The sequence below is a fragment of the Propionivibrio pelophilus DSM 12018 genome, assembly GCF_059569095.1.
In genome coordinates this window covers 1-24039 of sequence record NZ_JCANUT010000048.1, presented here as the reverse complement: position 1 = coordinate 24039, position 24039 = coordinate 1, and the positions used below count along the sequence as shown (strand labels likewise).

General features: G+C 64.5%; 19 protein-coding genes. 3 read left to right on the top strand and 16 right to left on the bottom strand.

Annotation, left to right across the window (positions count from 1 at the left end):
- Positions 1-116: 116 nt before the first annotated feature.
- Together BO74_RS16180 and rng are read right to left on the bottom strand one after the other, a co-directional pair.
- Complete coding sequence (locus BO74_RS16180; RefSeq protein ID WP_496443605.1) at positions 117-614, bottom strand: C40 family peptidase; 498 nt, start codon at positions 612-614, stop codon at positions 117-119.
- Positions 615-657: 43 nt separating this feature from the next.
- Positions 658-2124 carry a ribonuclease G gene (gene rng, locus BO74_RS16175; RefSeq protein WP_496443603.1) on the bottom strand — a complete coding sequence of 489 codons (1467 nt, stop codon included), beginning with the start codon at positions 2122-2124 and terminating at the stop codon, positions 658-660.
- 183 nt (positions 2125-2307) lie between these two features.
- Here rng and trhP point away from each other — a divergent pair, with 183 nt between their 5' ends.
- Positions 2308-3600: a prephenate-dependent tRNA uridine(34) hydroxylase TrhP gene (gene trhP / locus BO74_RS16170; protein WP_496443601.1), complete on the top strand. Its 1293-nt coding sequence runs from the start codon at positions 2308-2310 to the stop codon at positions 3598-3600.
- A 9-nt stretch (positions 3601-3609) separates the two neighbouring features.
- On the opposite strand, the gene BO74_RS16165 is transcribed toward trhP, so the two are convergent.
- The 4 genes from BO74_RS16165 to BO74_RS16150 are packed head-to-tail and all read right to left on the bottom strand — an operon-like array spanning position 3610 to position 8420.
- The gene (locus tag BO74_RS16165; protein ID WP_496443599.1) at positions 3610-4830 is read right to left on the bottom strand and encodes a multifunctional CCA addition/repair protein; all 1221 of its coding nucleotides are present in this window, start codon (positions 4828-4830) and stop codon (positions 3610-3612) included.
- Between the two features lie 13 nt (positions 4831-4843).
- On the bottom strand, positions 4844-5461 hold the full coding sequence (locus tag BO74_RS16160; RefSeq protein ID WP_496443619.1) for a glutathione S-transferase family protein: 618 nt from the start codon (positions 5459-5461) through the stop codon (positions 4844-4846).
- A 27-nt stretch (positions 5462-5488) separates the two neighbouring features.
- The gene (locus BO74_RS16155; protein ID WP_496443597.1) at positions 5489-6448 is read right to left on the bottom strand and encodes a complex I NDUFA9 subunit family protein; all 960 of its coding nucleotides are present in this window, start codon (positions 6446-6448) and stop codon (positions 5489-5491) included.
- A gap of 40 nt (positions 6449-6488) precedes the next feature.
- Positions 6489-8420: a lytic transglycosylase domain-containing protein gene (locus tag BO74_RS16150; protein ID WP_496443595.1), complete on the bottom strand. Its 1932-nt coding sequence runs from the start codon at positions 8418-8420 to the stop codon at positions 6489-6491.
- Positions 8421-8463: 43 nt separating this feature from the next.
- Here BO74_RS16150 and BO74_RS16145 point away from each other — a divergent pair, with 43 nt between their 5' ends.
- The gene (locus BO74_RS16145) at positions 8464-9078 is read left to right on the top strand and encodes a 5-formyltetrahydrofolate cyclo-ligase (protein WP_496443593.1); all 615 of its coding nucleotides are present in this window, start codon (positions 8464-8466) and stop codon (positions 9076-9078) included.
- A 12-nt stretch (positions 9079-9090) separates the two neighbouring features.
- On the opposite strand, the gene BO74_RS16140 is transcribed toward BO74_RS16145, so the two are convergent.
- The 8 genes from BO74_RS16140 to BO74_RS16105 all read right to left on the bottom strand — a co-directional run bounded on the left by BO74_RS16140 (position 9091) and on the right by BO74_RS16105 (position 21681).
- Entirely contained in the window at positions 9091-10401 is a 1311-nt protein-coding gene (locus BO74_RS16140; RefSeq protein WP_496443591.1) for a ferredoxin reductase family protein, read from the bottom strand.
- Between the two features lie 107 nt (positions 10402-10508).
- The gene (locus tag BO74_RS16135) at positions 10509-14006 is read right to left on the bottom strand and encodes an EAL domain-containing protein (protein WP_496443589.1); all 3498 of its coding nucleotides are present in this window, start codon (positions 14004-14006) and stop codon (positions 10509-10511) included.
- Between the two features lie 28 nt (positions 14007-14034).
- Positions 14035-15186, bottom strand: coding sequence for a MalY/PatB family protein (locus tag BO74_RS16130; RefSeq protein ID WP_496443587.1), 1152 nt, complete (start codon positions 15184-15186; stop codon positions 14035-14037).
- Between the two features lie 14 nt (positions 15187-15200).
- Positions 15201-16139 (bottom strand): cysteine synthase A, encoded by a 939-nt coding sequence (gene cysK / locus BO74_RS16125; protein WP_496443585.1) that lies wholly within the window; start codon positions 16137-16139, stop codon positions 15201-15203.
- A gap of 110 nt (positions 16140-16249) precedes the next feature.
- Positions 16250-17761 carry a threonine ammonia-lyase, biosynthetic gene (ilvA, locus tag BO74_RS16120; RefSeq protein ID WP_496443583.1) on the bottom strand — a complete coding sequence of 504 codons (1512 nt, stop codon included), beginning with the start codon at positions 17759-17761 and terminating at the stop codon, positions 16250-16252.
- A gap of 41 nt (positions 17762-17802) precedes the next feature.
- Positions 17803-19575, bottom strand: a complete 1773-nt coding sequence (locus tag BO74_RS16115) for a hypothetical protein (protein WP_496443581.1) — start codon at positions 19573-19575, stop codon at positions 17803-17805.
- A 77-nt stretch (positions 19576-19652) separates the two neighbouring features.
- Entirely contained in the window at positions 19653-21092 is a 1440-nt protein-coding gene (locus BO74_RS16110) for a DUF2075 domain-containing protein (RefSeq protein ID WP_496443579.1), read from the bottom strand.
- On the bottom strand, positions 21040-21681 hold the full coding sequence (locus tag BO74_RS16105; protein ID WP_496443577.1) for a hypothetical protein: 642 nt from the start codon (positions 21679-21681) through the stop codon (positions 21040-21042). Before BO74_RS16105 ends, BO74_RS16110 begins: the two co-directional genes overlap by 53 nt.
- Positions 21682-21704: 23 nt before the next feature.
- Here BO74_RS16105 and BO74_RS16100 point away from each other — a divergent pair, with 23 nt between their 5' ends.
- Positions 21705-22001, top strand: a complete 297-nt coding sequence (locus BO74_RS16100) for a hypothetical protein (protein ID WP_496443575.1) — start codon at positions 21705-21707, stop codon at positions 21999-22001.
- Here BO74_RS16100 and BO74_RS16095 read toward each other — a convergent pair.
- Both BO74_RS16095 and BO74_RS16090 read right to left on the bottom strand, forming a co-directional pair.
- Complete coding sequence (locus BO74_RS16095; RefSeq protein WP_496443573.1) at positions 21992-22600, bottom strand: hypothetical protein; 609 nt, start codon at positions 22598-22600, stop codon at positions 21992-21994. The genes BO74_RS16100 and BO74_RS16095 overlap by 10 nt on opposite strands.
- A complete protein-coding gene (locus BO74_RS16090; RefSeq protein WP_496443571.1) occupies positions 22597-23826 on the bottom strand; it encodes an MFS transporter in 1230 nt (409 codons plus the stop codon). The genes BO74_RS16095 and BO74_RS16090 overlap by 4 nt, the downstream gene beginning before the upstream one ends.
- Positions 23827-24039: the final 213 nt, after the last annotated feature.

The window sequence follows — 24039 nt, the reverse complement described above, 5'->3', positions numbered from 1 at the left end:
TCCCGGCGCAAGCCGCCGGAAGGAAGTTTCAACGCGGCGAATTTTCCCGCGCCGAAAATAAAAACGGTGTAAAAATTTCTGCCGGCAAGTGGGCGCGGAAATCGCCCGATCCCCGCCTAGTCGAAATAGGTCCGCGCCGCCTCGAAACGCTGCGCGTAGTAGCGGGCGGTGAGTTGGTCGATGCGTACGCGGCCGTTGGTCGACGGCGCGTGCACGAAGCGTTCGTCACCGATGTAGATCCCGACATGGGTGAAGGGCGCATTGCGCGTGTTGAAGAAGACCAGATCGCCGGGACGCAGTTCGTCGCGATCGATCGGCTTGCCCTGGCGGGCGATGTCGGCGGCGCTGCCGCTGAGGCGGATGCCGGCGGCGCGGTTGAAAACATAAGAAACCATGCCGCTGCAATCGAGACCCGCCTCCGGATTCTTGCCGCCGAAACGATAGCCCGTGTCGAGCAAGCCCAGCGCGTAGAGGGTTACCTCGACGGCAGAACCGCTGGCCGCCGGGCGGGCGGACGCCGCTGTCGGCGCCTTGTCCGATGTCAGGGACAGGCCACCGCAGGCCGCCAGCAGAAGAGCCAGCCCGCAGGCGATGATCGTCGAACGTTGCATCATGCCCGTCACTATAGCTTCTGGCGCCGGGAAGCGCGAGGTCCGGCTACAGGAGAACGATGTCGTACTGCTCCTGCAAGTAGCTCGGTTCGGCCTTCAGGGAGATCGGTTTCTCGATGAAGTCCGAGAGCATCGCCAGGCCCTGCGATTCCTCGTCGAGAAAGATGTCGATGACCGGCACGCTGGCGAGGATGCGGAACTCGCGCGCGTTGAACTGGCGCGCTTCGCGCAGCAGTTCGCGCAGGATTTCGTAGCACACCGTGCGCGCCGTCTTTACCTCGCCGCGGCCGTTGCAGGTCGGGCACTCCTCGCAGAGCACGTGCGCCAGCGACTCGCGCGTGCGCTTGCGGGTCATCTCGACGAGGCCGAGCGCGGTGAAGCCGTTCACCGTCAGCCGCGTGTGGTCGCTGGCCAATGCCCGATTGAATTCCTCGAGCACGGCGTCGCGGTGTTCGTCGCTGTCCATGTCGATGAAATCGATGATGATGATCCCGCCGAGGTTGCGCAAACGCAGCTGGCGGGCGATCGTATGCGCGGCTTCGAGATTGGTCTTGAACACCGTCTCGTCGAAGTTGCGCACGCCGACGAAGCCGCCGGTGTTGACGTCGATGGTGGTCATCGCCTCGGTCTGGTCGAAGATCAGGTAGCCGCCCGATTTGAGGTCCACCCGGCGGGCCAGCGCCTTCTGGATTTCCTGTTCGATGCCGTAGAGATCGAAGAGCGGACGCTCGCCGATGTAGTGGTTGAGCAGCGGCAGCACGGCCGGCGTGTACTCCTTGGCAAACGACGACAGCTTCTGGAAATTCTCGCGCGAGTCGATGACGATGCGCACCGTGTCGGCGTTGACGAAGTCGCGCAGGACGCGCAGGCCGAGCGACAGCTCGCGATAGAGAATCCCGGGCGGCGCGACGTTCTTCGACTGCAGCTGGATGTCGTACCAGAGCTTGCGCAGGTATTCGATGTCGTTGGCCAGTTCCTCGTCGGAGGCGCCCTCGGCCATCGTCCGCACGATGTAGCCGCCCTGTTCGGTCGGCGGCACCAGTCGTGTGAGCTTTTCACGCAGCACTTCGCGCTCGGCCTCGTTTTCGATGCGTTGCGAGATGCCGATATGCTTTTCCTGCGGCAAATACACCAGCATTCGCCCGGCGACCGAGATCTGCGTGGACAGGCGCGCACCCTTGGTGCCGATCGGATCCTTGATCACCTGCACGACTATGCTCTGTCCCTCGTGCAGGATGCGCTCGATCGGCCGTGCCGGATCGCCCGGATTGCGCGGTTCCCAGATGTCGGCGACGTGCAGGAAGGCAGTGCGCTGCAGGCCGACGTCGATGAACGCCGACTGCATCCCGGGCAGGATGCGCACGACGCGACCAAGGTAAATGTTGCCCACCAGCCCGCGGCTGGCATTGCGCTCGATGTGCAATTCCTGAACCACGCCCTGGTACATCACGGCGACCCGGGTTTCCTGCGGGGTGAAATTGATGAGGATATCTTCGGGGGAGTTGTCCGACATGGGAAGGGTTGGAAAGCGGTTAGAATTCTTGCGGAAGCGCTGAGTTGTCGAAGACTGGTCATTCCGGCGAAGGCCGGAACCCAGAAAATGCAACGAACCGGACCCCGGCCTTCGCCGGGGTGACGACTGTTTCAGCGTTTCCTTAGGTTGTGTTGAATTCTACCCGTTCCACCGGAAAGCTTCATGCCCGTCTCCTCTGCCCGCCCTACCCCTGAATTGCTCGCCCCCGCCGGTTCGCTGGCGATGATGCGCAACGCCTTCGCTTTCGGTGCCGATGCCGTCTATGCCGGCCAGCCGCGCTACAGCCTGCGCGTGCGCAACAACGAGTTCGGCAGCCTTGAACGGCTCGGCCAGGCCATCGCGGAAGCGCATGGCGATGACAAGCTTTTCTACCTGGTCAGTAACGTCCTGCCGCACAACGCCAAGGTGCGCACCTACCTCGCCGACATGGCGCCGGTCGTTGCGCTGCGGCCCGACGCGCTGATCATGGCAGACCCCGGATTGATCGACCTCGTGCGCGAGCAATGGCCGGAGATGCCGATCCACCTTTCGGTACAGGCCAATACCGTCAACTTCGCCGCCGTGCGCTTCTGGCGGAAGCTCGGCGTCACGCGCATCATCCTGTCGCGCGAACTGTCGCTCGACGAAGTCGCCGAGATCCGCCAGGAATGCCCTGACACCGAGCTGGAGGTGTTCGTGCACGGCGCGTTGTGCGTCGCCTACTCCGGGCGCTGCCTGCTCTCCGGCTACTTCAACCGGCGCGATTCGAACCAGGGGACCTGTACCAATTCCTGCCGCTGGGACTACAAGGTCAAGCCAGCCACCGAGGACGCAACCGGCGACGTGAACCCTGCGCAAAAGGTCTGGCTGCTCGAAGAGAAAGAACGTCCCGGCGAACTGATGCCGGTCGAGGAGGACGAGCACGGCACCTACATCATGAATTCCAAGGACCTGCGCGCCGTCGAGCACGTCCAGCGCCTCGTGGAGATCGGCGTCGATTCACTGAAGATCGAGGGGCGCACCAAGTCGCCATACTACGTCGCGCGCGCCGTGCAGGTCTATCGCCGGGCGATCGACGACGCCGTCGCCGGCCGCCCCTTCGACCCGCGCCTGCTCGGCGAACTGGAAGGGCTGGCCAACCGAGGCTACACCGACGGTTTCTACCAGCGCCACCACGAATCCGAGATGCAGAACTACCTGCGTGGCCATTCCGAGTCCGGCCGCAGCCTCTACGTCGGTGATGTGATCGGCTGGGATGCCACGCGCGGCATGGCGGAAATCGACGTGAAGAACCGCTTTGCCGTCGGCGACCGGCTTGAAGTCATTCATCCCACGGGGAACCTCGACCTGATGATCGGGCGCATGGAGAACGCCGCCGGAGATCAGCTATCCGTCGCGCCCGGCAACGGGCATCGCGTGTGGATTGCGCTGCCGCGCGAACTGCCGGGGGCGCTGCTCGCGCGCTATCTTCTCTGACCCGTCCGGTTACTCCTGACGGTTGAGCCGCACGGCGACTGCCTTCACGCGCGCGGCGTGCAGGCGCTCGGGGATCTGCGCCTTGTTCTCGCAACTCCTCGCGATAGCCGCGGCGTCGACGGAAAGCATCGCTTCCAGTGCCGAGAGGAACAGGTCGGGCGCCGGTACCGGCTTGTCCTCCCAGCCGAGACGTCCGTGGAAATCGCAATCGCAGGCCTGCAGCAACTGCCGGAATCGTTCCGGACGGCGCAGCGCATCGGTGCGTTCGAGCAGGCGGACGATGATTCCGGCACGCATTTCCGGCCCGCGGCGGATGTCGCCGTGGTAGCGTGCGACCAGCAGGGCGAGGTCGCGGCAGTCACAGGGCGCCTTGAGGTAAGCGCACACTTCTTCGACGAGTCCGACGCTGCGCGCCTCGTGGCCGGGATGCCGGGGCAGATCCTCCTGCGGCGTCGTGCCCTTGCCAAGATCGTGCAGCAGCACGGCGAAGCGCACGGGCAGGGCGAAGCCGGCCTTGGCCGCTTGGTCGAGCGCCATCAGCACATGCACGCCGGTATCGATTTCCGGGTGGTAGTCGGCCCGCTGCGGCACGCCGAACAGGCGGTCGAGCGCGGGCAGGATGCGCGCCAGCGCGCCGCAGTCGCGCAGCACGGCGATCATCCGCGACGGTGTGCGCTCCATCAGCCCCTTGGCCATCTCCTGCCAGACGCGTTCGGCGACCAGATGATCGACCTCGCCGCAGTCGACCATGCGGCACATCAGCTCGAGCGTTTCCGGGGCGATCGAAAAATCGGCGAAGCGGGCGGCAAAGCGCGCTACGCGCAGGATGCGTACCGGGTCCTCGACAAAGGCAGGGCCGACATGGCGCAGCACGCGCGCCTCGATGTCGGCAACACCATTAAAGGGATCGATCAGGGTGCCGTCTTCGGCGCGGGCGATGGCGTTGATGGTGAGGTCGCGCCGGGCCAGATCCTCTTCCAGCGTGACGTCCGGCGCGGCGTGGAAAGAGAACCCCTTGTAGCCGTGTCCCGACTTGCGTTCGGTGCGGGCGAGGGCGTACTCCTCGTGCGTTTTCGGGTGCAGAAACACCGGAAAGTCCTTGCCCACCGGCCGAAAGCCGCGCGCCAGCATCTCGTCCGGCGACGCGCCGACGACCACGTAGTCGTGATCCTGCACCGGCAGCCCGAGCAAGCCATCGCGCACTGCACCGCCGACCGTGAATACTTGCATCGATGCGCGCCGCTCAGCTGTTTTCGGCTTCCGCGCCGGCTTTCCACTCCTGCATGGCCGGCAGCGCCGCCATGGTCTCCACCCATTGCCGCGATGCTTCGGGCAGTTCGACGTGGTAGGTCAGGAAACGCCAGACGATCGGCGCGTACATCGCATCGGCGATGGTGAAGTGGCCGAAGAGGAACGGCCCCTTGCGTCCGTACGTCTGCCGGCATTCTTCCCAGATCGCCACGATGCGCGCGATGTCGGCAGAAACCTGCGGCGTCGGTTCGGCGAACGGCTTGGAGGCGAGCACGTCCATCGGCATGCCCTCGCGCAGCGACGGGAAACCGGCGTGCATCTCCGCGCAGATCGAACGGGCGAAAGCCCGCGCCTTGCGTTCCGACGGCAGCAGCGTCGAGACTTTCTCGGCCAGGTATTCGCAGATCGCCAGCGAATCCCAGACGACGACCTCGCCGTCGATCAGGCAGGGCACCTTGCCCGACGGCGAATACTTGAGGATCTCGCCCTTGGTCGCGCTGGTGCGCAGCGGGATCAGGATTTCCTCGAAATGCAGGCCGGCCTGCTTCATGGCCAGCCAGGGACGCAGGCTCCACGACGAATAATTGCGGGTACCGATGACCAGTTTCATCATGATGAAAAATCTCCAGAAATCCGGTCAGCGCCCGGCATGACGACGCAGTTCGTCGAGGCGCGACCTTGCAGCAAAAGGCTTCAGGTAGGTCGGCGCCACCGCCTCCAGCGACTGCGGCTGCCAGCCGGGAAAGTCGTGAAGGCCATCGGTGACGCTATCCACCTGCAGGGACCGCAGATTGTCCGGGGACATCGGCGGGTTGGGCAGGGCGCCGAGTATACCGGCCTGCAGCCGGGCAAGAAACCAGGGCAGCGCGCAGACCGGCCGCGCATGGCCGGTTAGCTGGCCGACGTAGGCGACCAGTTCGCGCAGACGGTAGCTGGCCGGGCCGCCCAGTTCGTAGATTCTGCCGATGGTCTCGGCGTTGCTCAGGGCAGCGCAGAACGCCTCGGCAACGTCGCCGACGTAGACCGGCTGGAAACGGGTGTCGGCGCCGGCCAGCGGCAGGATCGGGAAGGCGGCGAGCAGGCCGGCGAACAGGTTCAGGAAGGCGTCGTCCGGCCCGAAGATGACCGACGGGCGGAACACCGTGACGTCCAGTCCGTTGGCCGGGTCGAGGACGACGGCTTCGCCCGCCGCCTTTGAGCGCAGGTAGGCCGATGGCGCCTCGAGCGAGGCCCGCAGCGCGCTCATGTGCAGCAGACGGCTCACGCCCGCCGTCTTCATCGCGGCGACGATCCGGCGCGGCAGTTCGACATGTGCGGCGGCAAACCGCTTGCCGTAGGGCGCAGTATCGTCGCGGTCGTGCAGGATGCCGACGAGGTTGATCACCGCGTCTGCGTCACCGATCAGGTCGTTCAGGGTCAGCGGATCATGAATGTCAGAGGCAAGCAGACGCACGTTGGGCAGCAAGGTCAGCGACTTGCGGCGTTCCGGACGGTGCGTCGGCACCGTTACCTGCACGCCCCGCGCCGCCAGCCGCCCGGCCAGGCAGCTGCCGACAAAGCCGCTTCCCCCGAAAATCACCACCTTTGCGTGCATCATGCGCCACCTCCCCCGGCGTGTGCCGGATGCTCTTGCGTGACTACGGCAACTCCTCGGCCTTCGGTGTTGCGCGCGGGCCGATGATCCCGAGCCGCTCCTTCAGCGATTCCGGCCGGCCGTTGAACAGCACCGAGTAATAGACCGCGTTGCTCATCACCTTCTTGACGTAGTCGCGCGTTTCGTTGAACGGGATCGTCTCGGCGTAGACCGCGCCTTCGAGCGGGCGTTCGCCCATCCACTTGCGCGCTCGTCCGGGGCCGGCGTTGTAACCCGCCGAAGCGAGCACCGGGCTGTTGTCGAGGCCTTCCATGACCATGCGCATGTAGCTGGTGCCGAGCAGCAGGTTGGTTTCGGTGTCATTGACCTGGCCGTGATGGTAGTCCGTCAGGCCGATCTTCTTGGCTACCCAGCGGGCCGTCGCCGGCATCAGCTGCATCAGGCCGGAGGCGCCGGCCGACGAGCGGGCGTTGGTGACGAAGCGGCTCTCCTGGCGCATCAGGCCATAGACCCACGCGTCGTCGAGCGACTGGGTACGGGCCGCCGGGCGCACCTGCTCGCTGAACGGCGACAGGTAGCGCAGCGTGTAGTCGTGCTCGTCGCGGGTGCGATCGGCGGCGGAGATCGCCCGGTCGTAGACCCCGGCGCGGTTGGCCACCGCGGCGGCGGCGAGCAGTTCGCGGTCGGTCATCCCGCGCAAGGCCCAGTTCCATTCGCGGACACCTTCCGTGCGCAGGTCGAGGCCGAACAGGGCCAGGGCGCGCTGGATGGCCGTGCGTGATTCGATGGCGGCAATTTCCGCCGCTGTCGGCGGTGTCGTCGGCGCAGGCGGCGTGATCGTCCGCCCGAGTTCCTCGTCGGCAAGATTGCCGTAGAAATGCGGCTGCCCGGCCACCCTGGCGAACAGCGCGTCGGCGTCCTCCGTCCGTCCGCCGGCGCGGTAGGCGCGCCCCAGCCAGTAGGTCCAGGTCGGTTGTTCGGCCAGCGCCGGCGGCATCTTCTCGATGGCCGCGCGAACCGCGCCCCAGTCCTGCGCACGCAACGCGGCGCGCACCTTCCATTGCACCACCTCGTCGGACATCGGCACCTCGCCGGCCTTCAGGTACCAGTCGAGCGCGTCGACCATGTGCCGTTGCGCGGCCTGCCAGCCGATCTGGCTCCAGGCCCAGCCCTTTTCTCCCGGCTGCAGGCGCGATTCGATCTTTTCCAGTTGCTCGGCCGCCATGCGCGGATCGTTGCGCGCGATGCGGGCGATCGCCAGCGCCGCGAGTTCGCGATTCATGCGGCTGGCCGAGGGATTGGTCTTGACCAGCCATTTCAAAGGCGAATCGGTCACCGCCTTCGCCGTCGTGGCATTGGGGGTCTGGCTCTGCGGCAGATAGTTCATCGCATAACGCGCGCCGGCCAGCCGGTTGGTTTCGACGAGGCGACGAATGCGCGCCCACACATCGTCGGCCAGCACGCGCTTCTCGAGAATCAGCGCTTCGAGCACCGGGTGGCATGCCTCGGGCGCGTCGACAAGCGTCAGCCACAGCGGCATGGCGTCATCGAGCATCGTCGCATCGCCGCGCAGCCGGCGGCTTTGCAGGGCATAGCACTGCAGTTCCTGATCGGGCTGGAGCAGGGCCGGAAACTCGGCGTCGAACAGTGCCCACTGTTGCTGCTTGCCGAGTTGTTTCAGCCACTCGCCGCGCATCTTCTCGGCCAGATAGCTACCGCGGTTGTCGTCGAGGAAGGAGCGCACCCGCGCCGGATCGACATCGTTCTTCAGTTCGAGCTGCAGTCGCCAGTAATCGATGTACGACGCCAGCAGATGCCCCTGCACCAGACCGCCGATGCGCTCGAGGCGCAGGCGATCGCCGGAGCGGGTGGCATCACGCGCGGACAGGATCAGATCGTCGCCGGGAGCGGCACCGGCGAGCGGGGAAAGGAGGGCGGAAAAGACGAGCAGGAGGGCGGTGGCGCGGAACTTCATGATAAGCTGAAAAACCCGTGAATACTGGCTTTCAGCATACCACATGAGCGTCGACAGAACGCCTGAAACTGCCCCCGGACCCGCCCGCCACAGCGCCTGGCGCAAAGAGCTGCGGCGAGACGCCATCGCCCGGCGAATGGCGCTGAGCAAGCACGAATGCGGGCACGACGCCGAGGCGATCCGTCGCCATCTGCACCGACACTTCCCGCAGCTGGCGGCGCTGCGTGTCGGTTTCTGCTGGCCGATGAAGAACGAGCCCGACCTGCGTCCGCTGTTCGCCCACTGGCACGCCGAGGGGCACCCGTCGTTCGCCGCGCTGCTGCCGGTGGTCGTCGCCGCGAACAGTCCGCTGTCTTTCCGCGCTTGGACGCCGGAGACCCCAATGAGCGAAGACCGCTACGGCATCCCCACCCCGGCCGCCGGCGATTTCATCCAGCCGCAGGCGCTGCTGATTCCGCTGGTGGCCTTCGACTCGGCCGGCTACCGGCTTGGCTACGGCGGCGGCTTCTTCGACCGGACGCTTTCCTCTCTGCATCCCCGGCCGCTCGCCATCGGCGTCGGCTTCGAACTGAACCGCGTCGAGACAATTCACCCCGAAGCGCACGACGAACCGCTCGACGCGATCGTCACCGAAGCCGGGGTGATGACCTTTACCTGAGGCCGCAACGACTCAGCGGAACTCGAACAGTTCGCGGTGGAAGCGTCCCGCGTTGAGGCCGAAATCGCGCTCCAGCACCGTTTGCAGAGTCCGCCCCCAGCGCGTCGGGCCACAGAACCAGACGCTGCCTGTCTTGCTGACACACTGGCCGATGTCGGCGGCGGAGAAGCGCCCGTCACGACTGGTCACGCGCCGGTGCAGTTGCACGCCCGCCTTGCGGCACAGTTCCTCCAGCCCGGCCGGATACGCCACATCCTTGGCGTTGCGAGCGCTGTAGAAAAGATGAACCTTTCCGTTCGCCCCGCCCTGCTGTGCCAGCATTTCGAGCCGGGCCATGAAGGGCGCGACCCCCACGCCGCCTGCCACCCAGACCTGGTCTTCGGTAACGTCACCGAAATCGAAACGGCCATAGGGTCCTTCGAGGCTGACCGCATCACCGACCTTGACCCGCCCCGGCAAGGCGCGCGTGTAGTCGCCGAGCGGCTTGATGGCGAAGGCCAGTTCGGCTCCGGGCTTCCATTCCGAGACGATGGAAAACGGGTGCGGGCCTTCGTCGTTTTCCAGCGTCAGCAGGGCGAACTGTCCTGCGGTATGGCCGGGCCAGTCGGCTCCGGGGGCGATGGCCAATTCGAAAACACCGGATTCGCCGACCGCTGCCCGCGTAATCCGGCCGCTGTGGCGGCGCGAGGCCCCGATCATCCCTCGCAGAGAAATCACCGCGATTACGCAACCGGCGACACAGATCGCCGTCAGGACGATACCGAACGGCGTCGCCAGCAGCTTGTCTTTCCACAACATGATGACGCTATGGTAGGCGCCGAGCAGGAACATGACCGGGAAGCCCTTGTGCAACTTGCGGAACCAGTTATACGGGACGAAGCGCAGCAGCGAGACGATACCAAGCGCAATCAGGCCCCACGCCGCCCATTCACCCATTTCCTTGGCCTGACCGACCAGCGAGAAGCCGCCGCCATGCGGGCCACGTTGTCGCGAAGCCGCCTCGACCCAGCCCCACGAGATGAGCGTCCGGGGCGAGAGAATCAGCAGCCAGTGCACGACGACCATCAGCACCGCGGCGATGCCGGTCCATTTATGGACGTAGTACAGCTTGTCGAGACCGCCAAGACTCCGCTCCAGCCATGCCGGGCGCAGCGCCAGCAGCATGCAGAGGCCCATCCAGCTGAGGGCCAGGGCTCCGGTCAGCACGGTGTACGCCGAGCGCAAGGGGAAAAAGGCGGTGGAAAAGGTCAGGATGCCGCTGGGCTGCAGTACTGCCCAGAGCGCGACTATGACAAGGAATAGAGGAAGGAGAGAGCGTTTCATGGCCGTAAAAATGACAAATGATGAGTACAGCCATTGTCACGCCACCCCCGGTTGCAAAGAATTTCGCTGGGGCGAAAGTCTGTTGCAAATGATTTCAGCCGCGAATCTCAGCTTCCTGCAACCTCGCCGCCAAAACTGCGCACGAAGCTTTCCAGTTCGTCCGCCGGCAGCGGCTGGGAAAGCCAATAACCCTGGACTTCGTCACAGCGGAACAGTTGCAGCAGGTTGCACAGGTTCTCGTCTTCCACGCCTTCGGCGATGGTTCGCAGTTTCAGGCTGTGGGCCATCTGAATGATCGCGCGGACGATCGCCGCGTCGTCCGGGTCCGACGACAGGTCGCGGACGAATGACTGGTCGATCTTCAGCTTGTCGACGGCGAAGCGCTTGAGGTAGGCGAGGCTGGAGTAACCGGTGCCGAAATCGTCCACCGACAGCTTCACCCCCAGCGCCTTCAGGCGATGCACCGTATCGAGCGTGGCTTCGGCGTCCTGCAGCAGGATCGATTCGGTCAGTTCGAGTTCCAGCCACTGTGAGTCGAGGTCGGAGAGCACCAGCGCATCGATCACTGTATTGACGAGGTCGAGCCGCTTGAACTGGATCGCCGAGAGATTGACTGCCATGACGAACGGCGGCAATCCGGCGTCCTGCCAGGCACGGGCCTGCCGGCAGGCCTCGCGCAGCACCCAGGCGCCGATCTGCACGATCAGGCCCGAATCCTCGGCGACCGGGATGAACTTGCCCGGCGGCACCAGCCCGCTCTCCGGATTGTTCCAGCGTACCAGCGCCTCGACGCCGACGATGGTCCGCTCCTGCAAATCGAGTTGCGGCTGGTAGTGCAGGACGAACTCTTTGTTGTCCAGCGCCCGCCGCAACTGCGTTTCCAGCGTCAGGTGCTCGACGACCAGCAGATTCATCTGCTCGGTGAAGAAGCGGTGGCTGTTGCGACCGGCTTCCTTGGCGTGGTACATCGCCGTGTCGGCCTTCTGCAGCAGCGTGTCGAAATCGTTGCCGTCGTCGGGGAAGATCGCCACGCCGATCGAGAACGACGTCATCAGGTTGTGTTCTCCGACGTGGAACGGCTGCCCCATGCGCTGCTGGATCTTGTCGGCGACGCGCGCCACGGCATCGGTGTCGCGCACCTCGTTGAGCACAATGAGGAACTCGTCGCCGCCCTGCCGGCTGATCGTGTCGGACTCGCGCACGCAGCCCTTCAGGCGCTCGACGACGGCCTTGAGCAACGCGTCGCCGACCGGGTGGCCGAGCGAGTCGTTGATCTTCTTGAAGCGGTCGAGATCAAGGAACAGCAGGGCCACCCGGCTCTGCGAGCGCGCCGCCAGGGCCATGGCCTGCGCCATGCGGTCGCGCAGCAGCAGGCGGTTCGGCAGTTCGGTCAGCGGATCGTGGTGCGCGAGGAATTCGATGCGCGCCTGCGCCGCCTTGCGTTCGGTCATGTCCGAGAAGATGTACACATAGTATTTGGCCGAACCGCTGGCCTCGCGCACCGACGAGACGCCGAGCCATTCGGGATACAGTTCGCCATTCTTGCGCCGGTTCCATACCTCGCCCTGCCAGTATCCGGTACGTTCGAGGGTCGCCCGCATCGTGGCGAAGAAACTGTCGTCCTGGTGCGTCGAGGAAAACAGCGCCGGCGTGTTGCCGACCACTTCGTCGGCGGTGTAGCCGGTTACCGACTCGAAGGCCGGGTTGACCGAGACGATGCGGTGCTCCGCGTCGGTCACCAGAATGCCCTCGCCGCTGTGCCGGATGGCCTCGAAGGCCAGCCGGGCTTTTTCGTCGGCAAGGCGGCGTTCGGTGATGTCCGAGAAGGTCATCACCACCCGCGGCGTCTTGCCGTCCTCGACCTGCAATGGCGAGGTGCTGACTTCCAGCCAGCGGAGGGCGCCCTCGCCGGCACGCAGGCCGAAAACCCGGTTGCGGATCTCGCGGTCGCGGCACAGCGATTGCATCAGGGCAGCATCGTCGAACGGACTCAGAATCTCACACGCATCGTTATTGAGGAACTGCAACGGCAGATCCCGCGCGTTGATCCCCTGCAGTCCGCCCGGCGGGAAACCAAGGACCCGTTCCACCGCCCGGTTGGCGAAAAGGCAGAAACCCTCGGGCGAGAGCACCGCCAGCCCCTCGGCCATTACCGTCATCGCGCCACGGAAGCGGGCTTCGCTTTCCTGCAGGCGCGAGGTCAGCTCACGCAGTTCGGTGATGTCCTCCTTGACCGCCATGACGTTGGTAATGGCGCCGTCGGCATCGCGGACCGGCGCGATATGTACGCGCTCCCAATAGACGGTGCCGTCCTGCCGCCGGCTCGGCAGCTCGCCATGCCAGGCCTGGCCGGTGCGGATTACCTCGTGCATTTCGCGATAGGCCGCCGGATCGGCCTCTGCGGCCCCGAGCGCGTCCGCGCGCCCGATCACCTCGTCTCGTGTGTAGCCCGAGGTCTGCAGGAACATCGCATTGACGTACTCGACGCGCCCCGCCAGATCGGTAATCACGATCGCCGCCGGATTCTGTTCGACGACCAGCGACAGGCTTCCGGCGTAGGCCTCGGCCCGCCGCTGACGCGCCAGCAGGCGGTGCGCCAGGAAGGTCAGCAGGAGGGTCAGGGCGACACCCGTCGCACCGAACACGACCCAGCGATTGGTTCGGTTGGCTTTCAGCCAGGCTGTACCGGCCTCGACACGAATGGTCCACAAGTGACCGGCAAGGACGAAGTTGCGGTTGTATGCCGGCAGCTCCGTGGCGGGGATGCTCGCTGACGGATGGGCGGGCCAGCGCTGAATGGCCTTGCCCGGCTCGGCGAAATCGCTCAGCGTCACGTGCAGTCCCTCGTCGCCCAGTGCCGCTGCCATCCCGAACAACGCCCCCATGTCCATCGACGCGAGCAGGACACCGGCGATGCTCCGGCTCCGCTCGTCGGGTAGCTGGGGAACGCTGCTACCACGGAACACCGGCGCAACGAACATGACCACCTTGCGCTCGTCCGGGTCGCTCACGGCAGAGGAAATGAGTCTCGTGGATAACACGCTTCCTGTCTTGATCGCCTGATCGATCAAGGGCGCGCGTTCGTCCAGTGAATAGACATCGAGGCCAAGAACCGGGCGCCGCGACACGAGCGGGCTCTGGTATTGCACCGGGTAGTAAGCGTCGCGCTCCGGCGCGGGTTGCATGATCCCTCCCGTGCCCAGCGTGCTGATGGCGAACGTGTCTCCCCAACGCTTTCTGCCCTGTGCTTCGAACGCTTCCCGATCGGCCGCCTCGACCCGCGGCGCCCAGGCGAATCCGCGCAGGCCGGGAGTCCAGCTCAAGGGGCCGAGAATCTGCTCGAACGTCTGCTCGTCGAGTTCGCCGACCGAGTGGAACGCGCGCTGCAGCACCGCGACCATCGCCATCTGGTTTTCGAACGGGCGGATGATCGACTCGGCGCGCGCGCCCGCGGCACTCTCGAAACGCTGCGCCAGATGGGTCTTGTCGTTGCTCGCCACCTCGTAGACCAGCCCGGCCGTGGCGAGCAGCCCGAGCAGCGCCACGGCATAAGGGGCGGCCCGCCAGGAAAGCAGGCGCGACAGGATCAGGCGAAAGAACTTCATCCGGACAGGAAAGGCCACCGAGTCAGCATTACTTCAGCATAGCCGGTACCGCCAGCTTTCCACAGGCGTTCGTCATGCGCGTCAGCGCCGCCTCCAGCGTCGCCGGCGGGCAGCCGAAGTTGAGCCGCACCCAGCCGGGCAAGCCGAACTCCGCGCCGTCGGACAGACCAACGCCGGCCTCCTCGAAGAAGCGTGCCGGCGACGGCACGCCGAGGCCGCGCGCGTCGATCCAGGCCAGATACGTGGCTTCCACCGGCGTCATCGACACGCCGGGAATCGCTGCGACGGTGGCCTGGATCCGCGTGTGATTGCTGCGCAGGACGTCGAGCAGGCCGTCGCGCCAGGCATCGTCATCGTTCCACGCCGCTTCGGCGGCGACCATGCCGAGCACGTTCGGATGCGGCACGATGCCGCGCATCACCCCGGTGAAGGCGCGCCGCAGTACCGGGTCGGCGATGATCGCCAGCGAACAGCCGAGGCCGGGGATGTTGAACGTCTTCGACGGCGCCATCAGGGTGATCGTGCGCGCATCCATGCCGTCGAGTCGGGCGAACGGCCGGTGCGGTCGATCGCGGTCGAGAATCAGGTCGCAATGGATCTCGTCCGAGCAGACGATCAGGTCGTGCCGCTGGCAGAATTCGGCCAGCGCCGCCAGTTCCTCATCCTCCCATGCACGCCCGACCGGGTTGTGCGGGTGGCACAGCAGCAACAGGCGTGTTTCCGGGGTGATCGCCGCTTCGAGTTGTTGGAAATCCCAGCGCCAGCGGCCGTCCGCCAGCACCAGCGGAACCTTCACCAGTGACTTGGCGGCGTAGTGCGGTGCCGACATGAACGGCGGATAGACCGGAATCGCGCTGAGTACCCCGCCATCGACCGCGCGGCAGGCGACGTTGATGCCGGTGACCAGCCCCGGCAGCCAGACCAGCCACTCGGGATCGACCGACCAGTCGTAGCGCCGCTGCAGGTAACCGCGCGCGGCCTCGACCAACTCCGGCCACGGCTCGCCGTAGCCCAGGATGCCCTGCGCCAGCCGCCGTTCGAGTGCGGCCAGGACCGCCGGCGGCGCGGCGAAATCCATGTCGGCCACCCACAGCGGCAACACGTCCTGGCCGGCGTACTTGTTCCATTTGAGTGAATCGCCGTCGCGGCGGTCGATAACCCGGGTGAAATCAAAGTCCATTCACATCGTTCCGGTCAGGCATCGAGGTGCGCGTAGAGTTGCGTCGACAGATAGCGTTCGCCGAAAGAGGGAACGATGGCTACGGTGAGCTTGCCGGCGTTCTCCGGCCGCGCCGCCACCGTCAATGCCGCCCAGACGGCGGCGCCCGACGAGATGCCGGCGAGGATGCCTTCCTCGGTCGCCAGACGCCGTGCCGTGGCGAACGCGTCGTCGGCCGTCACGCGCACGATTTCGTCGTAGATCGCGACATTCAGCACCTTCGGCACGAAGCCGGCGCCGATGCCCTGGATCGGGTGCGGCCCCTTCTCGCCGCCGGAGAGTACCGGCGAGGCATCGGGCTCGACGGCGATGACCTTGACGCCGGGCTTGCGGGCCTTGAGCGCCTCGCCGACGCCGGTGATCGTTCCCCCCGTGCCGACGCCGGCGACGAAGATATCGACCTGTCCGTCGGTATCGCGCCAGATTTCCTCGGCGGTGGTGTTGCGGTGAATCGCCGGATTCGCCGGATTCTCGAACTGCTGCGGGATGAAATAGCGGCTATCCGCCGCGGCCATTTCTTCGGCCCGGCTGATCGCCCCGGCCATGCCTTCGGCGCCCGGCGTCAGCACCAGTTCGGCGCCGTAGGCCTTGAGCAGCAGGCGGCGCTCGCGGCTCATCGTCTCGGGCATCACGAAACAGCACTTGATTCCGCGCGCGGCGCAGACCATCGCCAGACCGATGCCGGTGTTGCCGGAGGTCGGCTCCAGCACGATCGACTCCGTGCTGATCTTGCCGGCGGCCATTGCCGCATCGATCATCGCCGCGGCGATGCGATCCTTGACGCTGTGCGCCGGATTGCAGAATTCGAGCTTGACCGCGACCGTGCCGTCGATTCCGGCGGTGAGGCGGTTGAGTCGGACCAGCGGCGTGTTGCCGATCAGTTCCGTAACGCTATTGGCGATTTTCAGGGGCATCCTTCCCTCCAGGGGTTATCTGACTATTACGGCAAAAAAGGCGGAATCTGAACACCGCGCGCGTCGTGACGAAAGACCGTTTCGTCACGACGATATAACCAGCGGGCCTATCACCCGAGGAACAGCTTGCAGGCCTTGTTGCCTGTTTCGTTCCAGTGGGCGTAGCCGAGGTTCTTGAGGAATTCCTTGAACTGCTTCATCTCCTCGGGCGGCACCTGCATGCCGACCAGCACGCGGCCGTAGTCCGCCCCGTGGTTGCGGTAGTGGAACAGGCTGATGTTCCAGCCGGAGCTCATCTGGTTGAGGAAGTTCATCAGCGCGCCCGGCCGCTCGGGAAACTCGAAGCGGTAGATGATCTCGTTGTCGACCTGCGGCGCGTGCCCGCCGACGAGGTGGCGGATGTGCGCCTTGGCCATCTCGTCGTCGGTCAGGTCGAGCGCGGCGTAGCCGTGCTTGTGCAACTGCTCGACCAGCTTCAGCGACTCGGCGCGCGAGGCGACCTGCACGCCGACGAAGACCTGCGCCTCCTTCGGATCGTTGTAGCGGTAGTTGAACTCGGTGATGTTGCGCTTGCCGATCAGCGCGACGAATTTCTTGTACGACCCGGGCTTTTCCGGCAGCGTCACCGCCAGCACCGCCTCGCGCTGCTCGCCGACCTCGGCGCGCTCGGCGACGAAGCGCAGGCGGTCGAAGTTGATGTTGGCGCCGGAGGCCACCGCCACCAGCGTCCTGTCCCTGATCCGGTGCTTCGCCGCGTAGGCCTTGGCCCCGGCCACGGCCAGCGCGCCGGCCGGCTCCAGCACCGCGCGGGTGTCCTCGAAGACGTCCTTGATCGCCGCGCAGATCGCGTCGGTATCGACCAGCACCATCTCGTCCACGTATTGCTGGCACAGGCGGAAGGTCTCCTCGCCGACGTACTTCACCGCCGCGCCGTCGGCGAACAGCCCGACCTGCTTCAGCCGCACGCGCTTGCCGGCCGCCAGCGACTGCGCCATGGCGTCCGAATCGACGGCCTCGACGCCGATGATCTTGGTTTCAGGGCGCAGGCGCTTGATGTACGCCGCCACCCCGGAAATCAGCCCGCCGCCGCCGATCGCGCAGAACACCGCGTGGATCGGTTTGGTGTGCTGGCGAAGGATCTCCATGCCGATCGTGCCCTGTCCGGCGATCACCTCCGGGTCGTCGAACGGATGCACGAAGGTCAGCTTTTCGGCCTTTTCCAGTTCCAGCGCGTGCGCGTAGGCTTCGTCGAACGAATCCCCGGCCAGCACCACCTCGCCGCCGCGATTCCGTACCGCATCGACCTTGATCGCCGGCGTCGTCGTCGGCATCACGATCACCGCCCGGCAGCCGATCTTCGCCGCCGCCAGCGCCACGCCCTGCGCGTGATTGCCCGCCGAAGCGCAGATCACCCCGCGCTTCAGGCGCTCCGGCGACAGCCTGGCGATCTTGTTGTACGCCCCGCGCAGCTTGAACGAGAACACCGGCTGCATGTCCTCGCGCTTGATCAGCACCGTGTTTCCGGTCCGTGCCGACAGCCCCGGCGCAATTTCCAGCGGCGATTCCACGGCGACGTCGTAAACCTGCGCGGTGAGGATCTTTTCGAGGTAGTCGGGGTGCATGGCGTTTCCGTGGTTGCAGGGCAAAGCGGGGATTCTAGCAGTCAGACCGCCATGCCAAACCCCAGCAGGCGCACCCGTTCGCCGAATTTTTCCAGCTGTTCGCTGCGCACGACCAGCGTCTTGCCGCCGGCCGACTTGCACAGCGCGGCCGTTTCCTTGTGCCCCGCGATCGCCTCGGCGACTTCGGCGTCGCGGCACTCGATCAGCACGGCGCTGCCGGCAAGCTTCAGCGCCCGACCGTTCTTCGCGCACTGGCGGATGAACGATTCCACGGGGTCAGGCAGCGGCATGTCGTCGCGAGCGGTGAGGAAGCGCTGCAGCTCGTCGATGTCGAAACCCTTCTCGACCGCTGCCAGCGCCCGGCCGCGATCGAGCAGCCAGCAGCCCGGCTGGGCCGGCTCGGCCCAGCGTTCGAGCAGCAGCGATTCCTCGGGATTGAGCGTGCCGCCGACAACGTTGACGCGCAGGCTCGGCAACACAGACAGGGTGGCCGACGGCCTGGTTTCTGCCGGCCGATACGCGTCCGCCAGCCCGAGAATGTAGGCGCCGAGCGGCGTCAGCCGGATGTAGCGCAGGCCGTCGTAGCGGCTCAGGCAGCTCAGGTCGTCGGTACCCCACATGCCGCGAAAGTCGCGCCGGGCGTCTTCCGGACCGCGGAAGGCGACATCAACGATGCCCAGCGTCGCCGCGTACTCCATGAGCAGGGCGAAGATGTAGCGGTCCTGCAGGATGTTCCAGCCGCCGTAGCCTTCGTAGCCCAGGGCACCGTAGTCGCGGCTGCACACGTAAAGCGCCCACGGATCGTGCGTCACCGAAAACTCCAACCCGGCGGCGCGCATGTAGCGCGAGAACTCGTCGACGGCCAGCCAGCCGCCGACCGGGCAATGCCGCAGCGCTTCCTCGATGACCGCGCGTCGGCCCGCCACGGCGGTCATCACGCGCCCTTTGCCGCCTTGTCCCTTGATCGCGTCGACCCGGCTGAACTCGTCGAAGCCTGTCGTCTTCAGCCACTTGCGCCACAGCCCGCGCAACACGTCCGCCGCCGACGCGGAGAGTGCCTTGATGCCTGCCGGTGTCAGCGCCAGCCGGCTACCGTTACGCGCCGCGAGGCCGCCGGCCTGCAGCAGCAAGGGCCAGGCAAAGGCGCGGATCGGGCCGATTTCCTGATCCCACTTGCGCTTCTTCTCGACCCACGGGTAAAAGTCGCCGCCGGGCAGCGCCGCCATCAGCGCGCGCAAGCTCGCCGTCCCGGGTAGCGCCGTCTTCTCGCTCACCTGAATGCGCGTCTGCTCGATCGTGCTCAACATCACCGCCAGCTCGCGCAAGGCGTCCGGTTCGCCGAGACGGAGTGTCAACCCGTCTTCTTCGGGCAAGGCGTCGATGCCGCACATGGCAACCGACGGCGTCGCCGGAGCGAACTGCTTCAACCGTGCGCGCAGGTCATCCGGCACCAGCGAGCCGTTGATCTCGCGTGCGTAGTGGATGAACAGGCCGAGCGCCGACAAGCGCTCGCCGGAGTATTGGTGCGACTTGACGCCGGTGAGTCTGAACGCCGGCTCGGCGCCGTACTTCGCGCGAAACTGTTCCTTCGAATACGACCCGCGCGGGTGATGCACGCACTCGGCGACCGCCTGCCGCTGCAACTCGTCCAGCCCGGCCCAGATCGCTTTTACCTCCGGCCCGAGCAACTGCGCGACGATGAAGTCGACGATCTCATTCTTGCGCGTCGGCTTCTCGCCCGGCAGGTGGCTCGCCAGATCCTTCAGGTCGGGCACGGTCAGGGCGGTCAGAACGTCTTTCAGGAGGATGGGCATGGAACGGGCTTTCGGAAGGCGAGGAGTGAAGCCGGGAATTGAGGAAGCTTGCTTGGTAACTTTCAACCGCGTTACGGCTATTCAGCGACCTCCAGAATGGGCAGCCCTAACGAGCGGAGGTAGGTATAAGTTGGATCGTAAAGCGCGTCAGCGCGTGTTGGATCTTCACCGTCACCCTCGGGTACGACGATGACCATGCCTTGACGAGCGCGCGTCAACAAGACGCGATATGCATTTTCCAGGTAGCGTTTTCGATCGGTCGCCTTGACATTTTGCCAGCGAGTGCCGACAAATGAATGGTGGCGCCACCCGCCTTTCGAGTAGCGTAGATCGGCATCCCACACAACGCCGACCCAATCGAGTTCCAGGCCCTGAACTTGAAACTCGGTGGCAACGTCTTCGAGGTAATAGCTGGAGCGAACATCATCCTTGTCATGAAGGAACCAGTGCACTGGATTGACTTCAGAGCGCACGTCGATGGCATGTGGTTTGAGACGCAAAGCCTGTGATGAGACCACCATCCCGAATCGCTCAGACCCACGGGCCTGCTCGCGTAGCCAGCGTTTGGCCCGCGCAACACTACGCGTCAGCACGATCGGATATCGGGAGCGCAAGTGTTGAAATGCTGAACGGGCGGACTCGTGTTCCATGTCCAAGACAAGCTTCACGAAATCGCTGAGCGTTTCGGCTCGGAAAGAACGCATCGAGGTCGTAAGATGTAAGTCTTCGCTCAGAGAGACATGCGGCAATTGCTTCAGCTTTTCAAGCACCTCCGATGCGCGAAACTCCGTGCCACTCAGTTTTGGAGACAAAAGCACGTGCCAGTCACGAAACTGACGAATCAACGCGTCGACCCACTCGCCGATACCTGCTTCGCCGGTATTGATTTCCTGCCCACCACCAACCAGACATACGACGACCGCCCAATCGACGTGGCGGTCTAGGCATGAGATCAGGAATTCTGGTTCCGACTGCGCAAAATCGGCATGCCCCTTCTTGCGAGCCATAAAGGCCTGTGTTTGCTCAAGGTTCCAAGCGCGTTGCGCCTCGTCGAACAATGCAACGTGTTCTACCGGCGGTCGATTTGCATCGGCCAGACAGTCATCACGAAAATGATGAACGTTTTGAATGAAGGCGCCGACACGATCCCGCGCCTCACCCTTGCGAATAGGCTTGCCTTCATCCGCGGATTTCTGCACCAGATCACGCGACAAGGCTTCTCGTAGCACGGCTACCAGTGGACCGTTTCCCGAGAGGAAGACGCTGTAAAGCTCGCTCTCTGGGTTCATGTTCCGATTTGCCACATCAAGCCCCACCAGCGTCTTTCCGGCGCCGGGAACACCCGTTACGAAACAAATGGACTTGTGCCGCAAGGCGCGAGACTCAGCAATGATCCGATCAACCGCTTTTGACGTGCGGGACAGATTCCTTGCGCCCGCATCGTTTCGGGAAATCTGCTCAACACTATGACCCGCATAGAGGGCTTTTGCAGCTTCTACGATTGTCGGGGTAGGCAAGTAGCGGCCCGCCTCCCATGTCGCTGCGCAAATACCATCCGCTCAAACAGGCGCGTAGCGCATTGGCAATCTGCCCACGCCCAACCCGAACCGGTCTGAGCAGCTGGTCGTCGTGGATTGTTCCAAGTGGCTTGATTTCGATCGGCGCTGCTTCCGTTGCGATCAGCAAAGGGGCGATCGGGAGTTCGTGGCTCGATTCGTGAAAGTTCTTCAAATCCAGTGCGTAGTCCCACACCTGATCGAGTGCAGCTGCGTTGAAATCCGATTCTCCAACCTTGAATTCAAGGACAAAGAGGACGTGCTTGATGAGCAGGACGCAATCGATGCGTTTTCCAAGGCGCGGGATGATGTACTCGAAATACACCTGCCCTGACGAGTCGAGGCCGCGCAGCGCTTCTTGAAGTAGTGTGATTTGCCCGGACCAAGCATTGAGTTGGGTGGTTTCGACACCTGCACTCGCCCTACTTAAACAGCCAATTATGTGTTGAGGAGATCGGTTGAGAAAGTCACTGATTTCGTCCGCGTAAAACCAACGGCGGACTTGTGTCGAATCCGTCCGTTGTTGAGCTTGTTGAGAAATCGAGTTCATGGTCTTGAGTTGATTGATCAGGCTTGAAAGAACGCCATATGTCGGTTTCTTCCATTCTCGTCCATATTGAATCGTTGCTGCTGTCGCGTCATAGCATATCGACTAATCCCCTCATAGCCTTATGCGATGAACTGGTGTTTGTCGATCGGCTTCATGGCTTCTTTCCGGAAAAATCACAGGAAATTGAATTGCGCCGGAAACGGTACGTAAAATCAGTTGCTTATGGCCATGTTTCCGGTATTCGCCGTGACAGCGAAGAAATACCGGAAACATGGTCCGTCTTCAGCGGCAAGCGACTCGTCTTGCCTGACTATGCGTAGTTTGGCGTTGAATCGTAGCGATGCGTCAGCTTGACGACCTCGCCACGTTCCGCAAATACCTTCTCCAGTTCGCTCATCGCCGCTGTTTCGTGCCGGGTCAATGCCCCGCCGCCCAGCCGTTCGCCGCGATAGCCGTTGATGACGAGCGTCGTTTTCCTGTCGAACCCGGCACTCTCGATCAGGCTCGCCGCGCTTCTGGCTTGCAGGAAGAGCGTGACGTCGTTGACGAACAGGATGTCTCGCGCCGGTTCCAGCCGGTAGATCAGCGCTTCGATGAGCTGCGCGTTGCGCTCGGCCTTTTCAAGCGCCTCACTTTCCGAATTTGAACTCAGTCGCGGCGGCTCAAGTGGCGCACGCAGGTCGAGAACCTCGCTTCCCGGCGGCGCCCGCAGTTCGCCGCCGGCACCGACAATGCCGCGTTTCAGGGCGAGTTCGCGGGAGATGGTCGGCGCCATGTCGATCAGGGCGATCCGGGGGCCGAGCCCTTGCTGGCAGAGTTCGCTCAGCCAGCGCTTGCAGAGGGTTGTCTTCCCGGTGTTGACGTCGCCGACCACCAGAATTCTTTTCCCGAGGCACCCGGTGCCGGGCACGGTCATCATCGGGCTGCCTCGCTCCGCTCCTTGCCGGAATAAGTCTCCGGCAGCAGGAGCAACATGATGGCGCCAACGAGGTAAATGCCGCAGGTGAGCATCAGACCGGTCTGCAATCCGTAGGTTTTGCCGATTGCCCCGATGGTGAAGGGGGCCGCGATCGCGCCGATGCGCCCCATGTTCCAGCAGAATCCGCCGGCGTAGGCGCGTACATGCTCGGGGAACAGTTCGGCGTAGTAGGCGCCGAGAATGCCGCCGGAACCGCAGAGGGCGAAGCCGACGACGGTGCCCCACCAGAACAGGAAGGTCGGGTTCTGCACGAGGATGTAGATGGCGATGGCGACCGCGCAGAGCGCGAAGGCTGCCATCATCGCGCGGCGGCGCCCGATCTTGTCCGCCAGCAACCCGAAGAACTGGAAGCCGAAGAACATGCCGACGTACATCACGATCGAGAATCCCAGCATCGTCGTTACGTCCAGCCCCCGCTCCTTGGTCAGGAAGGTCGGAATCCAGAAGGCGGCGCCCCAGTAGCCGGCAAGATTGACGATGCTCACCAGCGTCGCCGGCAGGGTGATCCGGGCCATATTGTTGGAGAAAATTGTCGTGATGCCGACCGTGGTCGGTCCGGTTTGGCTCTTCTTCTCGATTGCTCGGGTATCTGGCGGAATCAGGCGCAGGACGATCAGCGCGAAGGGGATCGATACCGCGCCGAAGGCAAACACCAGGCGCCAGTCGATGGTGATGAGCCAGCGCCCCACCACCGAGGCGACGACCGCGCCGATCGCGAAACTGCTGAAGACGAAGGACGCGGCGCGGGCGCGGCAATGCGGCGCCCAGTGTTCCGCGATGAGCGCCGAACACGGCCCCCAGACGCCGCCGATGGCGAGTCCGGTCAGGAAACGCAGGACCATCCAAGACGACCAGGTGTCGACGAGGTAGACGGCGCCCATGCCGACGCCGAGCCAGACGAGGGCGAGGACCAGTGAAAAACGGCGGCCGCGATTCTCGGCGATCAGCCCGAAAACGATGCTGCCGAGCATCGCGCCCAGGCCGGTGGCCGAGCCGAGCAGGCCGCCATCGGGAAGTGATATGTCCAGAACCTTCAGCAAAACCGGCATGGCGATGGCCAGCACCATCAGGTCGTAGCTGTCGAAGAGATAGGCGACGAAGCCGGCCCAGAGGACCTTCCAGCGATGTGGCGAACCGTCGGGGGTGGAGGAGGGAAGTGTATTCATGTCTGTGTGAGGTTGGGTGCCGCGATCAAGGGACGCATTTCTCATCCGATAGGGAAACACCGAGATAGTCGTCACCCCGGCGAAGGCCGGGGGCCAGTTCGTTGAATTTTCTGGATTCCGTATATGGACTCCTCCCGTTTTGCAAGAGCGAGTTGAGATAGGGCAAATGGGTGCGACTGCGACCGTATATCCGACCTGTGTGTGGAACGAAGC